Here is a 15,793-nt window from a genome sequence, read left to right as displayed (position 1 = left end):
TCAGCCGAGATCGGCGATCAGGTCTATGTACTGCTGCATGGCGTCGTCCTGCGAAGTACCCTTGAGGTTGTTCCAGGCCTCCCACTTGGCACGCGCCACCATGTCACCGAAACCGGGTTTTTTCTCGGTGTTGTCGCCCAGGCTGCCCTGCTTGTAGAGCGCGTAGATTTTCAGCAAGGTGGCGTTATCGGGACGCTCGCTGAGGTTTTTCGAGTCCAGCATGGCCTTGTCGAAGGCGGCTTTCAGGTCTGACATGGGAAGGCTCCGTTTTTTAGAAGTGAGTCACCCATCAAGGTTTTGGGGGGGTAACTGCCCGGTATCTTAGCCATGCTGTTGACTGCAAAATAGGGAAGCTACCCCAGCCGGGGAAATTTGCACAGGGAATGCTCATGGTCACACGCGTTACAGCCCCGAATAGCGAAGAAAAAGTGAGCCGGAAGGTGGTCAGAAACGTTGGCAAAAACGTCAAGCGGGCCGTCTCCGGCACGCTGGGCTTGTCGGGCGAACGCATGAGCAAGGTCGACACCGCCTGGCTGCGCATGGACGGCGATGCCAATCTGATGATGATTGTCGGCGTGTGGCAGCTGGCGCCCGGCGTCAGCCATGCGGCGGTGTGCGAACGGATTGAAAACAGCCTGCTCAAATACCCGCGCTTCAGGCAGCGCGTGATCGAAGACGCGGCCGGCGCCACCTGGGTCAATGACCGCAACTTTGATCTGGCCAACCATGTGGTGCTGGAAAAACTGCCCAAGTCAGCCAACCAGGAGCCGGCCCTGCAAGAGCGCGTGGCCAAGCTGGCGACGCAGCGCCTCAACCCCAAGCGTCCGCTCTGGCAAATTCACCTGATAGAGGATTACACCGGGCCCGATGGCGTGCGCGGCAGCGCCCTGATCGTGCGCATACACCACTGCATTGCCGACGGCATTGCGCTGATTGGCGTGACCATGTCGCTGGTCGATGGCGGCTCGCCGCCGCCTGATCGGCGCCCCAAAAGCGCCGCCCGGCATGGTGCCGAAGAGTGGTTTGAGGACACCCTGCTCAAGCCCTTCACCCAGCTCGCCGTCAAGGCGCTGGGCGCCATGGGCGACGGCGCGGCACGTTCGCTGGGCCTGCTCGGTGACCCGAAAAAAAGCCTGGAGCAAGGCATGGAACTGGGGCTCAAGGGCTCGCTGGACCTGGCCAAGGTGCTGTACCAGGTGCTGGCCGATTCGGCCGCGCTGGCGCTGATGCCCGACGACTCCAAGACCCGGCTCAAGGGCAAGCCAGGCGGCACCAAAAAAGTCGCCTGGTGCCAGCCGATTCCGCTGGACGAGGTCAAGGCCGTCGGCAAGGCGCTCAATTGCTCCATCAACGATGTGCTGCTCAGCTGCGTGGCCGGCGCCCTGGGCGAGTACCTGAAGGCGCAGGGCGACGAGGTGGCCGGCCAGGAGATACGCGCCATGGTGCCGGTCAATCTGCGGCCGCTGGAGCAGGCGCACCAGCTGGGCAACCGCTTCGGCCTGGTGCCGCTGGTGCTGCCGATTGGCGTCGAGAACCCGATCGAGCGCGTCTACGAGGTGCGTCGCCGCATGGCGGCGCTCAAAGGCAGCTATCAGCCGCTGCTGGCTTTTGGCCTGTTGGCGGTGGCCGGCCTGCTGACCAAGCCGGCGCAGGAGTTGATGCTCAATCTGTTCTCGAAAAAAACCACGGCGGTCATGACCAATGTGCCTGGCCCGCGCGAGAAGCTCAAGTTTTGCGGCTCCACGCTGGAGCAAAGCCTGTTCTGGGTGCCGCAGTCTGGCGATGTCGGCCTGGGCGTGTCGATTCTCAGCTATGGTGGCGGCGTGCAGTTTGGCGTCATCACCGACAGCGCACTGTGCCCGGAGCCGCAGCGCATCGTTGACGAATTTGTGCCCGAGTTTGCCAAGCTCTCCATCGTGACGCTGATGTTGCCCTGGGGCGAAGAGGCCTGAAATTTAAGCCTTTAAGGCCTGAAGCCCTTTAACAGCGGTCGCAAGAAGCTATTGTTTTTATAGCAATAGAAAGGTCACCAAGTCGCTCAAGTAGCAAAACGCTGTGAGGCGATTTCCAGCAAACCGTCAAAAATCAGGCTGTCCACCAGCTCAAACTTGACCGACATGCTGGGCGCCATCTTCCAGCCGGCACCGCCCGTCATGATGCACTCGGGCGTCTCGCCGCAATGCCGCGTGACGTTCTCCACCATACGCTGCACCGCGCCGGCAATGGCAAAAGTGCCGCCGCTGGTCAGGGCATCGCTGGTGTTGGTGGGGAAGTCTCGCACCTCGCCGGTCGGCACATGCAGGCCGGCAGTGCCAGACTCCAGTGCGCGCAGCATGATGCCGTGGCCGGGCAATATGATGCCGCCCAAAAATTTTCCCGAGGCGTCTATGGCCTCCACCGTGACGGCCGTTCCCACCATCACCACCACGCAAGGTTTGCGGCTGCCGCGCGCCAGCAGCCTATGGTGCGCGCCTATCATGGCGACCCAGCGGTCGGCGCCCAGCCTGGCCGGATGGTCGTAGCCATTGCTCAGGCCGGCCTCTTCGGCGCTGGGCACGACCCAACGCGGCGCCACCTCCCAGAGATCCATCTGCTCGGCCACGCGCCGCTTGATCGCGTCGCCGGCCACGATGCAGCCGAGAATCCGCGAAGGCATGGGCATGGCGCTCCACTCGTCTTCGGCGAGCCGGTCTATGTTTTCCAGAAACACCGCACCCTGGGCCAGCAGTTTGGCTCCCGCTGCCGGCGCGTCATACTGTGCCCATTTCAGGCGGGTGTTACCCACATCAAGCGCTAGGAAAGTCATGTGGCTGAATTATGAACAGGTTTGCCGCCGGCCCGCCGTTTAGTCGCCAGAGATTTTTCAACCAGGGCCTATGCCACGGCGCTGCGGCACCTACGCCCACCCGCGCCGCACCGGCGCCGCACCACCGCAAAAAAAGACCAAGCACAATACAGTCAAATGCTCAATCCATCGTCCGTCCGGCGGCCAACTACGCTTGTGGAATTTCAAAGATGAGGCCTAGCCGCAGGCCAACGCCAAGCACCAGGCTGCAATGGCTAAACCAGGAGTGGCTGCTCGCTCCGCTGGAGCCGATTTTGCATCCCTCGTCACGCCGCCTGTGGTGGCTGGGCCTGTCTTTTCTCTCGGGCAATCTCTTGTTTGCCTGGATTTGGTCGGAGTGGCTGCCGCAACCCTATGAAAACCTGACGCTGCGAATCATGGCCAGCTTATTGGGCTATTGCCTGATGACGCGGCGCATCAGCCGTGATCCCGGAAACCGTCTGACGCAACAGGTCTTTAACCTGGTGTTCTGGCTGGAATTGCCGGTGCTGTTCAGCTGGATGTATCTGTGCAATAGCGGCGACACGGTATGGCTGGCCACCATGGTGGCCATGGTGCTGATTTACTACCATGTCACCGACTGGCGTCTGGCCTCCCTGGGCTTGATCACCGGTGGACTGCTGGCCTGGTTGCTCTTCCTAGCTGTGGGGCCCAACGTGGCGCCGGTACCTGAGAGCGAGCGTCCCATCCATGCGGTGGTGCTGGCCTTCGCCTGGTCCATCGCCCTGGTCCTGAGCCTGTCGTCGGCCAATCTGCGGCGCGAACAGCTGTCGCGCGCACTCACCACCATGGGCATCATGGCGCACGAGTTGCGCACGCCGCTGTCGACCGCCGCCCTGCTCGGTGACGCGCTGCAGATGGAGGCGCAGCGCCAGCCCGAGCATCCCCGGGCCGCCAAACTGGAACAGTTGGCCACGCGGCTGCATGCCCTGGTGCGCACCATGAACCACCAGATTGACACGCAAATCGCCAATGCAAAGCTGCTGCAACTGCCGCGTCACACGGAACAGGTGTCGGCCGCCAAGCTGGTTCACGGCGTGGTGGCGGCCTATCCCTATAGCTCCAGCCGCCAGCAAAAGTGCGTGAAGGTTTTGATCCACCAAGACTTCGTCTTCCGTGCCTCCGCTACCCAGTTTTCCCAGGTGCTGGACAACCTGATCAAGAACGCGCTGCATTCCCTGATGGCAGCCGATTCCAAGTATCCCAACGGTGCCTTGCGCATAGAAGTCGGCCAATCGCGGGAGCGCGGCCGCATCGTCGTGGCAGACGATGGCATGGGCATTGACGCCGCCCTGCTGCCGCAGATTTTCAAACCCTTTTTCTCCAGCAACCAAGGCACCGGCCACGGCCTTGGCCTGGCTTTTTGCCAGCAAGTGGTGCACAGCGCAGGCGGTAGTATTCAGGTGAAGTCGGAATTTGCGATAGGCGCCATGTTCACGCTTGAACTGCCCCTAGCCGTCTGACGCGCCTTGCGCATCCAACAGGTCCCCACCAAACACTCACAAGACGACCCCATGTCTTTTGCACTCTACCGACGCCCGGGAGGCGTGGTTTTCCTCGATGACGATGCCGCCTACCTCGAAATGCTGGCCGATGTCCTGCCGCCAGACTGGTACGTGCGCCTCTTCCTGCGCCCTGTGGAATGCATCGCACAACTGCTGGAAGAGCCGCCGCGCCGGGAGGCTGACGCCTGGCGCCAGCAGGAAATCGTCAATCGCTGGCGTGATGGGGTGGCCCTGATTCCGCAAATCCTGCAGTACTGGCGCGAGGACAAGGCGGCCCGCTTTGCGCTGACCCGGGTCTGTGTGGTGGACTACTCCATGCCGGCCATGAGCGGGCTACGCGTGCTGAGCGAACTGACGGATTGGTCGGGGGCGCGCATTTTGCTCACTGGCCGGGTCGACGAGCAGCTCGCCGTCTCGGCCTTTAACCGCGGCCTGATAGAGCAGTTCATTCCCAAGCAAACCCCCGAGATCCGCCTTCACCTGAGCCAGGCCATCCAGAGCCAGCTTGACCTGGCCGATGAACGCTTGCAGCAGACCTGGCGCGCCACCCTGACGCGTGAGCAGCACGCGCTGCTGTGCGAGCCGGCCATCGCGCAAGCGCTAGATCAGCTGTCAATCAGCCAGGGCTGGATAGAGCATGTGGTGCTGGGTTGGCCCTTTGGCGTGCTGGCGCTTGACCGCCAGGGCGGCGCGAGCTGGCTGCAACTGACGCTCGCCGAGCAGTTGCCGGCGCTGGCCGCAATGGCCGCAGCCCTGGGCTGGGATGCGGCCACCGTCCAGGACATCCGGAACGGGAAGCGGCTGCTTGACCTGGAACTGCAACAGGCGCTGGGCGAGCCCCACCAGGCCCAGGCCCGCCAGGCCTTTGCCATGGCGGGCCCCGGCGCAACGCTGTACGCGGCCCTGTTCACGATCGCCGAGCCTTTCGGCCCGGGTTACGCGCTCAGTTACGAGCGCTTTATCGCGACGTTCGGCAACCGGCAGTTGCCGGACTGATCACGCCTGGCCGGCGCGGGCGCGCCGCGCAATCGGCCAATCCCAGGGCTTGACGATAGGGGCGATCTCACGCGCCACCGCCTCTACATGGTCCAGTTCCGAATCCATCAGGCCGGCATTCAGCGTGAGCCGCATCATGGCGCGCTTGGCGCTGGTGGCCGGCGCGCAGAACATGGACGAAAACACATTGCGCTCCTCCAGCCGGTCACGCAAGACCATGGTGTCGGCCTCCTGGCCGACTTCCAGCGCAATGATTTGCTGGCTGCCCTGATGGATGGGATAACCCAGCTCAGTCAAGCTGGCACGCAGGCGCTTGGTGTGTGCATGCAGCCGCGCGCGCGCGTCGTCGCTTTGGCGAATCAGCTCCAGCGTCGCGGCCAGCCCGGCAACTTCATGCGGCAGCAGGCTGGAGCTGAAGATATTGGGAAAGCTCGAACACAGGATGTAGTAGCGCATATGCGCCGGTGCCGTGAAGAAACCGGCGCGCCCGGCAAAGGTCTTGGCCAGGCTGGCGGTGATGAAATGCACCCGGTCGCTCAAACCCAGCGCGGCACACAAACCGGCACCTTGCGGGCCGTGAGTGCCCAGTGAATGGGACTCATCGACCAGCATCATGCAGCCGTATTGCTCGGCCACCTCGACGATTTCCTCCAGCGGGCAAAGCGCACCAGTGGTGCTGTAGACCGAATCCACCACCACAATGCCGGGGCCGTTTTTGGCAATCACGCGGGCCAGATGCGCCGGGTCGTTATGCCTGAAGGCATAAGCCGGCGCACGCGCCGCATGGGCGCCCTCCCAGAGCGAGGCATGCGCCAGGGTATCGAGATAGATCGGTGTCTGCGCATCGGCAATCGCCTGCAGCAAACCGGTGTTGGCCGAGTAGCCCGACTGGCAAATGAAACCGTCGTCCTTCCCGACCCAGCCCGCCAGCGCCATTTCCAGCGCCCGGGTCGGATGCTGGTTCAGGTGGAATACGCCGGACTGGACGACAAATTCCTGCTCCTTGCGCAGCGTGTCCACCTGGGCTTGAACAATTTTCGGATGACCTGTCACGCTGAGGTAGTCATTGCCGTCCAGCCGGATCGCATTGGAGTCTGGTGTCTTGCCGTGCAGCATGAATTTTCCGCCCCATTGCTGTTCCCAGCGTGGGGTGAAATCGCGGGCGATGCGCTGGCTCAGTTGTGCGCCCAGGGCGGGATTGCGAAAGACCTTGGCGGCGGTCGAGAGTTTGCGTTCAAGTACTTGCATGGGGTAGCTCCTTTGGTTAAAAAGACCCCATTAAAAGCACTTTTTACAATTTGAAACTCTACTTTCCGGAAAAACCCACGAAACCAATTTCCTCAGTTATCTGACTCGAGTGAGACTTTCTCGGCTCAGCAACGGCCCCGCCAGGCGCCGAAAAATCTCACCCAAAACCGCTATTTCCGGCAACCGGCTAGGCCTGCCGCCAAGGCAAACCGCGAAAGCGCCAGCCGCCAAGATGACCGCGCTGCCCTTGTTCATCGGCAGCGCCTTCAAAGCCCTCGAGGATGTTGTAAGCCTCCATACCCAGTTCGCTGGCCCGCTTGGCCGCGGCAATCGAGCGCACGCCGCTGCGGCACAACATGAGGACCTTCTTTCCCGACGGCACGGCAGCTTTGAGGCCTGCGTCAAAGTCGGCATTCATGGCCATGCCAGGCCACTGTTTCCATGCCAACGCCATCGCGCCCGGCACATAGCCCACCCACTCGCGCTCGGCATCGGTGCGCACATCCACCAGCACGGCCTCACCGGCCTGCATCCAGGCATGGGCCAACTGTGGCGAAACATCGCCGGCATAGCCTGAGGCAGGCTGGATCTGCAGCGAAGAAAAAGCATCGGGAGTATCGGAAGAGGCCGTGGTGTTCATGTCGGGACCTGTCTGGTTTGACTTGCAATCATGCTTGGAGCCGACGGCCTGGCACAGGCCGTGGTATTGAAAATAAAGTGTAGTCTTTCGCGCCATGCCGCGAGCGGCGAAGAAGCTATTTGCCAGCCCAGCCAAACGCAAGGTCCTGGCCGGGCGGTTGTTCGAATAACCGCCGCCGCGCGGCCAAAGCAGAGTCACCGAGCAAGGGGTCATCCAGCCTCAGCGTTGGTGGAAACCCTCTTTGTAAGCACAGAATGACACGGAATGATGAGTGTTCTTACCTTTTTAACAACAGGAGACAAGTCATGACCGAGAGCAAAAGCCCCCGCAGGCGCGGCCTGCTGAAAGGCGCCGCGATTGCCGCTGGCGCCATGTCCGCCCCCATGATCGCCACGGCTCAGACTACCTCCCTGCGTTTTCAGAGTACCTGGCCAGCCAAGGACATCTTCCATGAATATGCCAACGACTTTGCCAAAAAGGTCAATGACATGGCAGGTAACCGCCTGAAAATTGAAGTGCTGCCCGCCGGCGCGGTCGTCCCCGCATTCCAATTGCTTGAGGCCGTCAACAAAGGAACCCTGGACGGCGGCCACGGCGTGGTGGCCTACCACTACGGCAAGAACTCCGCGCTGGCACTGTGGGGTTCAGGCCCCGGCTACGGCATGGATGCCAACATGGTGCTGGCCTGGCACAACTATGGTGGCGGCAAGGCCCTGCTGGAAGAAATCTATAAGTCCATCAACATGGACGTGGTCTCCTATCTGTACGGCCCCATGACCACGCAGCCCCTGGGCTGGTTCAAGAAGCCGGTGGCCAAGGTGGAGGACATGAAAGGCCTGAAGTTCCGCACCGTCGGCCTGGCCGTGGACATGTTCACCGAAATGGGCACGGCCGTGAACCCCCTTCCCGGCGGCGAAATCGTGCCGGCCCTGGACCGTGGCCTGATCGACGCGGCCGAGTTCAACAATGCCTCGAGCGACCGCGTGCTGGGCTTCCCCGACGTGGTGAAGAACTGCATGCTGCAAAGCTTTCACCAGAGTGGCGAGCAGTTCGAGATCCTCTTCAACAAGGGCAAGTACAACGCACTGCCGCAGGAGCTACGCTCCATCATCGACTATGCCGTGCAAGCCGCCAGCGCCGACATGAGCTGGAAGGCGGTCGACCGCAACTCGAAAGACTACGAGGAGATGAAGAAGCAGGGCATCAAGTTCTACAAGACGCCTGATGCCGTGCTACGCGCCCAACTGGCCGCATGGGACAAGACCGTCGCCAAGAAGGCCGGAGAGAACCCTTTGTTCAAGAAGGTGCTGGAGTCGCAAAAGGGCTTCGCTCAGCGCGCCGGCCAGTGGCACAACGACTACACCGTCGACTTCAAGATGGCCTACAACCATTATTTCGCCAGCAAGAAGGCCTGATTTTCGACTGCGCCTGAGACACGCCAGTCATCCGGTAACTTCTGGATGACTGGTTTTATTTTGCCCCGTCCACCAGGGTGACGCCCATGAACGTTCAACGACTCCTTCACGCGGTTGACCAGATCAGCACCTGGGTAGGCAAGGCGTTCGCCTGGCTCATTGTGGTGCTGATGCTCCTGGTCTGTGCCGAGGTCTTCAAACGCTATGCGCTGAACGCACCGACCGCCTGGATCTTCGACGCCAACAACATGCTCTACGGCACGCTGTTCATGATGGGCGGCGCCTACACCCTGGCCCACGACGGACATGTACGCGGCGATTTTTTCTACGGCAGCCTGAAGCCGCGCACCCAGGCCTGGCTGGACCTGGTGCTGTACCTGCTGTTTTTCCTGCCGGGCATCGCCGCGCTGACCTGGTCCGGCTGGACCTACTTCAACGACTCATGGTCCATCCATGAGCAGACCTTCAACGCCGACCCGATCCCGCTCTACCCTTTCAAGCTGGTGATTCCACTGGCCGGCGCCATCGTGTTGATGCAAGGCATCGCCGAGATGATCCGCTGCATGGTATGCATCAGGACCGGCGCATGGACGCCCAGGCTGAAGGACGCAGAGGAGTCCGACGTGGTGGCCCAGCAACTGGCTGGCAGCGAATTCGTCGATGAGGAAGCTAAGCGGCTGGCCATCGAGAAATCCATCGGGATGAAGGGTTAAGCCATGAGCGACGCCGCACTCGGTATGACCATGCTTTGCCTCATCGTGGTCGTGATCATGATGGGTTTTCCGACGGCCTTCACCCTGATGGGGCTGGGCATCATGTTCGGCTTCGCAGCCTTTTACGAACCGTCGGCGCACTGGCTCGACAACAGAATCTTCGACCTGATGGTGCAGCGTGCCTTCGGCGCCATGACCAATGAAACCCTGCTCTCCATCCCGCTGTTTGTATTGATGGGCTATGTGATGGAACGCGGTGCGCTGGTGGACAAGATGTTCCACAGCGTGCAGCTCGCATTTCGCAGCGTGCCGGGCTCGCTGGCAGTCACAACGCTGATCATCTGCACCTTCTGGGGCATTGCCAGCGGCCTGGTGGGCGCCGTTGTGGTGCTGATGGGCGTGATCGCCATGCGGCCCATGCTCAACGCCGGTTACGACACCCGGCTGGCGGCTGGCGTGATCACCGCCGGCGGCACCCTGGGCATACTGATCCCGCCCTCGGTGATGATCATCGTGTATGCGGCGGTCGCCGGGCAGTCGGTGGTCAAGCTGTATGCGGCGGCCATGTTTCCCGGCTTCTTCCTGGCCCTGCTGTACCTCATTTACATCATCGGCTGGGTGCTGATCAACCCAAAAATTGCGCCCAAACTGCCGCCCGAACAGCAGCAAGTGCCCGTGCCACCTTGGCTGAATGTCATAGCCGACGGCTATTCGCGCCGCATGCTGCCGGCGCTGCTGGCCGCTACCCTGTCGCCCGGCCGCGCCATCAAGGCCGGCGTGGACGGCATGAAGATCACCTGGGGACTGCTGGTGCACAGCCTCTGCCTGGCGCTGGTGCCGGTAGCGCTGGCGGCCGTGACCCTGGGCGCAGTGTGGTGGTATGTCGTCATCCATTCCCAGGAAGACAACGTCGCCAGCGCCGCAGCGCAAGTCACCCTGCAGGCCCAGGCACCCGCCGCGGCCAGCACCAGCGGCCTGCAGGAACCACCCAGCTCTTCGGGCCTGCAGGAGCCGCCGGCTGAAACAGGCGGCTTGCAGGAGTTGTCCGCCCCACCCGGCGCAGTCGAAGAGCCGCCCGCCGACGCCCTCAAGGACGAGCCCATGCAGCAGCTGGGCGACCCGACGGCCGAGGGCCCGCACACCGCAGCCGTTCCCGCCGTATTCTTCACCGGCTTCTGGATCGCCTGCGCCATCTCGATGCTGCTGCTGTTCTGGTATTACTGGAAGTTCGATGCGGAGCAATTCGAGATCCTGCGCATGCTGGTGTCCTCCGTCATGCCGCTGGCCATCCTGACCTTCCTGGTGCTGGCCGTCATCCTGTTTGGCATCACCACGGCCACCGAATCGGCGGCGGTCGGCGCGGCCGGGGCCTTTTTGATGGCCTGGCACGCGCGCACGCTGAACTTGCAGCGCATCAAGGAAGCCGTGTTCCTGACCGCCAAGACCACCTCCATGGTGTGCTGGCTGTTCGTCGGTTCGGCCATTTTTTCGGCGGTGTTTGCCCTGCTGGGCGGCCAGCGCGTGGTCGAGGAGTGGGTGCTCTCCATGGACCTGTCTCCGCTGCAGTTCCTGCTGCTGTCGCAGGCCATCATCTTCATCCTCGGCTGGCCGCTGGAGTGGACCGAGATCATCGTGATTTTCGTCCCCATCTTCCTGCCGTTGCTGGCGCATTTCCAGATCGACCCCATCCTGTGGGGTGTGCTGGTCTTCGTCAACCTGCAGGCCGCCTTCCTGTCGCCGCCGGTGGCCATGTCGGCCTTCTACCTGAAGGGCGTATCACCGCCGCACGTCACGATCAACCAGATTTTTGCCGGCATGATGCCTTATATGCTGATCGTGATCCTGTGCATGGTCTTCATGTACATCTGGCCGGGCCTGACCTTGTGGTTGCCCAAGTACCTATACGGCTGAGCGGGCCGGCTGCTTCAAGGGACTCAAGGGGGCGCAGCAGCGCCCTTTTTTGCGGAAAAACCATTCTTGACGTTTACGTAAACGTCAACTATCCTTCGTCACCTGACTCGAAACGTTCATGGCCAAAAAACCCCCACCCGCCCCGGCGCTTGCCGACTGGCAGCCGCCTTCAGGAAAACGCGCGGCCGCATTCTCCCTGACCAAGCTGGATCCGGCCGCCAAGCCCTGGTCCTGCGGCGACAAGGAAGCCGACAAGGCTGCGGTGGACGCCCTGGCGCTAGAACTCGACGCGCTGCAAGACCTGTTTTATGCCGACCGGCGCTTCAAGCTGCTGGTCGTCCTGCAAGGCACGGACACCTCGGGCAAAGACGGCACGATACGCGGCGTCTTCAGCCGCACCAGCCCGCTGGGTGTCCATACCGTCGGCTGGAAAGCGCCCACGGAAGAAGAACGTGTCCACGACTATCTGTGGCGCATCCACCAGCAGATGCCCGGCGCCGGCGAGATGATGGTGTTCAACCGCAGCCACTACGAAGACGTGCTGGTGCCCGTGGTCAAGCAATGGATCACGCCCGAACAGACCGCGCAGCGTTATCGGCACATCAATGACTTCGAGCGCCTGCTCAGCGAGACCGGCACCGTCATCCTCAAGTTCATGCTGCACATCGGCTTTGAAGAGCAACGCGAACGCCTGCAGGAGCGGGTCAATGACCCGACCAAGCACTGGAAATTCAGCATGGATGACCTGACCGTGCGCAAGCAGTGGGCCGACTACCAGAAAGCCTATGAGGCCCTGCTGCGCGCCACCAGCACAGAACACGCACCGTGGACCATCGTGCCCGCCAACTCCAAGACGCATCGCAACCTGATGATTGCCTCCATCGTGCAGGCCACCCTGAAAAAGCTCAAACTACGTTATCCACCCAGCGATCCCCGGCTCAAGGGCCTGAAAATCACGTGAAGACCTCCCAGCGAAAGACCCCAGCCATGACCGACCTGTCCGCCGAATACAAGGTGCTTGCCAACTACCGCCCCACGCACAAAGTACGTTTTATCACAGCCGCCAGCCTGTTTGACGGCCATGACGCCGCCATCAACATCATGCGGCGCATCCTGCAAGGCATGGGTGCCGAGGTGATTCACCTGGGCCACAACCGCAGCGTCGATGAAGTCGTGACCGCTGCCCTGCAGGAAGACGCTCAAGGCATCGCCATCAGCTCCTACCAGGGCGGTCATGTGGAGTACTTCAAGTACATGGTGGATTTGCTGAAAAGCCGCGGCGGCGAACATATCCAGGTCTTTGGCGGCGGCGGCGGCGTGATCGTTGCACCCGAAATCCGCGAGCTTCATGCCTATGGGGTGGCACGCATTTTCAGCCCGGAAGATGGCCAGAAGATGGGCCTGGCCGGCATGATAGGCGAGATGGTGATGCGCTGCGACCAAGACCTGACGGGCTTTGCGCCCCACAGCATCGAGGCGATTCAAGGCCATGGGGAAATGAACTGGCGAGCCCTGGCACAGCTCATCACCGCACTCGAAAACAACAAGGCCGATGAGGCTTTAGTGCAGGCGGTACACGCGCAAGCTGCTATCAAAAAGATACCGGTACTGGGCATCACGGGGACCGGCGGCGCCGGCAAGTCATCGCTCACCGATGAACTGATCCGTCGCCTGCGGCTGGACCAGAACGACCACCTGCGTGTGGCCCTCATCAGCATAGATCCCTCACGGCGCAAAAGCGGCGGCGCCTTGCTGGGCGACCGCATCCGCATGAATGCCATCAACCCCTGGAATTCACAGGCCCCCACGCTCGGCACTGACGTGTCCTCGCTGCCCCCCGAGGGGGCTGAACTTGCTCGGGGCGGCCCTTCGCTGCGTTCGCTGGTGCCAGGCGGGCAACGGGTTTTCATGCGCAGTCTCGCCACGCGCGATTTTGGCTCGGAAATCAGCCAGGCACTGCCCGATGTGATTGCCGCCTGCAAGGCCGCCGGCTTCGATTTGATCATCGTGGAAACCTCGGGCATAGGCCAGGGCGACGCCGCCATCGTGCCGCATGTCGATGTCCCCATGTACGTCATGACACCCGAGTTCGGCGCCGCCAGCCAGCTCGAAAAAATCGACATGCTGGACTTTGCCGAATTCGTCGCCATCAACAAGTTCGACCGCAAAGGTTCACTCGATGCCCTGCGCGATGTCTCCAAGCAGGTGCAGCGCAACAAGGAAGCCTGGACCACGCCGGCCGACCAGATGCCGGTGTTCGGCACCATGGCCGCACGCTTTAACGATGACGGGGTCACCGCGCTCTATCAAGCGCTCAAACCCCGGCTTGCAGCATTGGGCCTGACCCTCGGAGATGGTGCCCTGCCGCTGGTCGATGTGCGCCACAGCACCCATCAGACGCCGGTGGTGCCGGCGGCCCGCACGCGCTACCTGGCCGAAATTACCGATACCGTGCGCGACTACAAGAAACGCGCTCTCGAACAAGCCACGCTGGCCCGCGAGATTCAGCAACTGCGCGCCGCCGCCGCCATGCTCAAGGTGGGCAAACCCGACAAGGCCAGGGCTACCGAGGCCGCCATTGATCTGGCCGAGCAACGTGAACAAGTTCAGCATCCGGCGGCCAAAAAGCTGCTGGCCCAGTGGCCTGAAATGCAGCGGGCCTACGCCGGTGATGAGTACGTGGTGAAAATTCGCGACAAGGAAATCCGTACCCAGTTGGTCACCAAATCGCTCTCGGGCATCCCCATACGCAAGGTCAGCCTGCCCAAGTACCAAGACCATGGCGAAATTCTCCAATGGCTGATGCTGGACAACGTGCCCGGCAGCTACCCCTATACCGCCGGAACCTTTGCCTTCAAGCGCGAAGGCGAAGACCCGACCCGCATGTTTGCCGGCGAAGGCGATCCCTTCCGCACCAACACGCGCCTTAAATTGCTCAGCGAAGGCATGGCGGCCAAGCGCCTGTCCACCGCCTTCGACTCGGTCACGCTCTACGGCAACGACCCGGCGGTGCGGCCCGACATCTACGGCAAGGTCGGCAACTCGGGGGTGTCCATCGCCACGCTGGACGACATGAAGGTGCTCTACGGCGGCTTTGACCTGTGCAGCCCCTCCACCAGCGTGTCCATGACCATCAACGGCCCGGCGCCCAGCATTCTGGCCATGTTCATGAATACCGCACTCGACCAGAACCTGGAAAAATTCAAGGCCGACAATGGCCGCGAAGCCAGCGAGACGGAAGCGGCCAAGATCCGCGAATGGGTGCTGGCCAATGTGCGCGGCACGGTTCAGGCCGACATCCTGAAAGAAGACCAGGGCCAGAACACCTGTATTTTCTCCACCGAATTCAGCCTGAAGGTGATGGGCGACATCGCCGAATATTTTGTGCACCACAACGTGCGCAATTTCTACAGCGTCTCCATCAGCGGCTATCACATCGCCGAAGCCGGCGCCAACCCGATCAGCCAGCTGGCCTTCACGCTGTCCAATGGCTTCACCTTTGTCGAAGCCTATCTGGCGCGCGGCATGCACATCGACGACTTCGCGCCCAACCTGAGCTTTTTCTTCAGCAACGGCATGGACCCCGAATACACCGTGATGGGCCGAGTGGCGCGCCGCATCTGGGCCGTCGCCATGAAGGAAAAATACGGCGCCAACGAACGCAGTCAAAAGCTCAAATACCACATCCAGACAAGTGGCCGCAGCCTGCACGCGCAGGAGATTCAGTTCAACGACATACGCACCACGCTGCAGGCGCTGATTGCGATTTACGACAACTGCAACAGCCTGCACACCAATGCCTTCGATGAGGCGATCACTACGCCGACCGAAGACAGCGTGCGCCGCGCCATGGCGATCCAGCTCATCATCAACCGCGAATGGGGGCTGGCCAAAAATGAGAATCCGTCGCAGGGCGCCTTCATCATCGAAGAGCTGACCGAACTGGTCGAAGAAGCCGTGCTGGCCGAGTTTGCCGCCATCGCCGACCGCGGCGGCGTGCTGGGCGCCATGGAGACCGGCTACCAGCGCGGCAGGATTCAGGACGAATCCATGCACTACGAAATGCTCAAGCACACCGGCGAGCTGCCCATCATTGGCGTCAACACCTTCCGCAATCCACACGGCGACGCGGTCCATGACAAGCTCGAACTCGCCCGCTCGACCGACGCAGAAAAGCAGAGCCAGTTGACCCGCCTGCAAGACTTCCACACCCGCCACGCAGCCCAAGCGCCGGCGCAGCTCAAGCGGCTGCAGCAGGCAGTAATAGAGAACAAGAACGTGTTTGAGGTGTTGATGGATGCGGTACGCGTGTGCTCGCTCGGGCAGATCACCAATGCGCTGTTTGAAGTCGGCGGGCAGTACCGGCGCAATATGTAGGCTGTAGGAGCCGGTACTGCGACTTAAAGCATAGTTTGGCCAGAAATCGAGAATTAACGTTAATAACTCTCGGCCAACTTATGCTTTAAACCTTGTTCAAATCCAAAAGGAACAAGAAATAGCGAATTGATTACGAAGTAGTT

12 protein-coding genes are annotated in these 15,793 nt (G+C 61.6%); 8 read left to right on the top strand and 4 right to left on the bottom strand.

Annotated features, from left to right (window positions below; all coding sequences use genetic code 11):
- Nucleotides 1-255 carry an acyl-CoA-binding protein gene (locus tag BM160_RS10935; RefSeq protein ID WP_092004845.1) on the bottom strand — a complete coding sequence of 85 codons (255 nt, stop codon included), beginning with the start codon at nt 253-255 and terminating at the stop codon, nt 1-3.
- Nucleotides 256-389: 134 nt separating this feature from the next.
- Between BM160_RS10935 and BM160_RS10930 the strand changes: the two genes are divergently transcribed.
- On the top strand, nt 390-1,952 hold the full coding sequence (locus BM160_RS10930; protein WP_092005043.1) for a wax ester/triacylglycerol synthase family O-acyltransferase: 1,563 nt from the start codon (nt 390-392) through the stop codon (nt 1,950-1,952).
- Between the two features lie 86 nt (nt 1,953-2,038).
- Here BM160_RS10930 and BM160_RS10925 read toward each other — a convergent pair whose 3' ends face one another.
- Nucleotides 2,039-2,806, bottom strand: a complete 768-nt coding sequence (locus tag BM160_RS10925; protein WP_092004842.1) for a type III pantothenate kinase — start codon at nt 2,804-2,806, stop codon at nt 2,039-2,041.
- Nucleotides 2,807-3,015: 209 nt separating this feature from the next.
- Between BM160_RS10925 and BM160_RS10920 the strand changes: the two genes are divergently transcribed.
- The gene (locus BM160_RS10920; RefSeq protein ID WP_092004839.1) at nt 3,016-4,308 is read left to right on the top strand and encodes a sensor histidine kinase; all 1,293 of its coding nucleotides are present in this window, start codon (nt 3,016-3,018) and stop codon (nt 4,306-4,308) included.
- 51 nt (nt 4,309-4,359) lie between these two features.
- Complete coding sequence (locus BM160_RS10915) at nt 4,360-5,346, top strand: response regulator transcription factor (RefSeq protein WP_092004836.1); 987 nt, start codon at nt 4,360-4,362, stop codon at nt 5,344-5,346.
- Here the strand turns inward: BM160_RS10915 and cqsA are convergent, their stop codons facing one another.
- Both cqsA and BM160_RS10905 read right to left on the bottom strand, forming a co-directional pair.
- Complete coding sequence (cqsA, locus tag BM160_RS10910; protein WP_092004833.1) at nt 5,347-6,594, bottom strand: alpha-hydroxyketone-type quorum-sensing autoinducer synthase; 1,248 nt, start codon at nt 6,592-6,594, stop codon at nt 5,347-5,349.
- A gap of 187 nt (nt 6,595-6,781) precedes the next feature.
- Nucleotides 6,782-7,234 carry a rhodanese-like domain-containing protein gene (locus tag BM160_RS10905; RefSeq protein WP_092005041.1) on the bottom strand — a complete coding sequence of 151 codons (453 nt, stop codon included), beginning with the start codon at nt 7,232-7,234 and terminating at the stop codon, nt 6,782-6,784.
- 305 nt (nt 7,235-7,539) lie between these two features.
- On the opposite strand from BM160_RS10905, the gene BM160_RS10900 reads away from it, so the two are divergent.
- The 5 genes from BM160_RS10900 to icmF all read left to right on the top strand — a co-directional run bounded on the left by BM160_RS10900 (nt 7,540) and on the right by icmF (nt 15,650).
- The gene (locus BM160_RS10900) at nt 7,540-8,649 is read left to right on the top strand and encodes a TRAP transporter substrate-binding protein (RefSeq protein WP_092004830.1); all 1,110 of its coding nucleotides are present in this window, start codon (nt 7,540-7,542) and stop codon (nt 8,647-8,649) included.
- A gap of 86 nt (nt 8,650-8,735) precedes the next feature.
- Nucleotides 8,736-9,362: a TRAP transporter small permease subunit gene (locus BM160_RS10895; protein ID WP_092004828.1), complete on the top strand. Its 627-nt coding sequence runs from the start codon at nt 8,736-8,738 to the stop codon at nt 9,360-9,362.
- Nucleotides 9,363-9,365: 3 nt separating this feature from the next.
- A complete protein-coding gene (locus BM160_RS10890) occupies nt 9,366-11,273 on the top strand; it encodes a TRAP transporter large permease (protein WP_092004826.1) in 1,908 nt (635 codons plus the stop codon).
- A 118-nt stretch (nt 11,274-11,391) separates the two neighbouring features.
- Nucleotides 11,392-12,234 (top strand): PPK2 family polyphosphate kinase, encoded by an 843-nt coding sequence (locus BM160_RS10885; RefSeq protein ID WP_092004823.1) that lies wholly within the window; start codon nt 11,392-11,394, stop codon nt 12,232-12,234.
- Between the two features lie 26 nt (nt 12,235-12,260).
- Nucleotides 12,261-15,650 carry a fused isobutyryl-CoA mutase/GTPase IcmF gene (gene icmF, locus BM160_RS10880; protein ID WP_092005038.1) on the top strand — a complete coding sequence of 1,130 codons (3,390 nt, stop codon included), beginning with the start codon at nt 12,261-12,263 and terminating at the stop codon, nt 15,648-15,650.
- Nucleotides 15,651-15,793 lie beyond the last annotated feature (143 nt).

Source organism: Polaromonas sp. OV174, from assembly GCF_900112285.1.
Lineage (GTDB): Bacteria > Pseudomonadota > Gammaproteobacteria > Burkholderiales > Burkholderiaceae_C > Polaromonas.
Note: the sequence above shows the minus strand (reverse complement) of the source record. Positions and strands in the feature narration are given on the sequence as shown.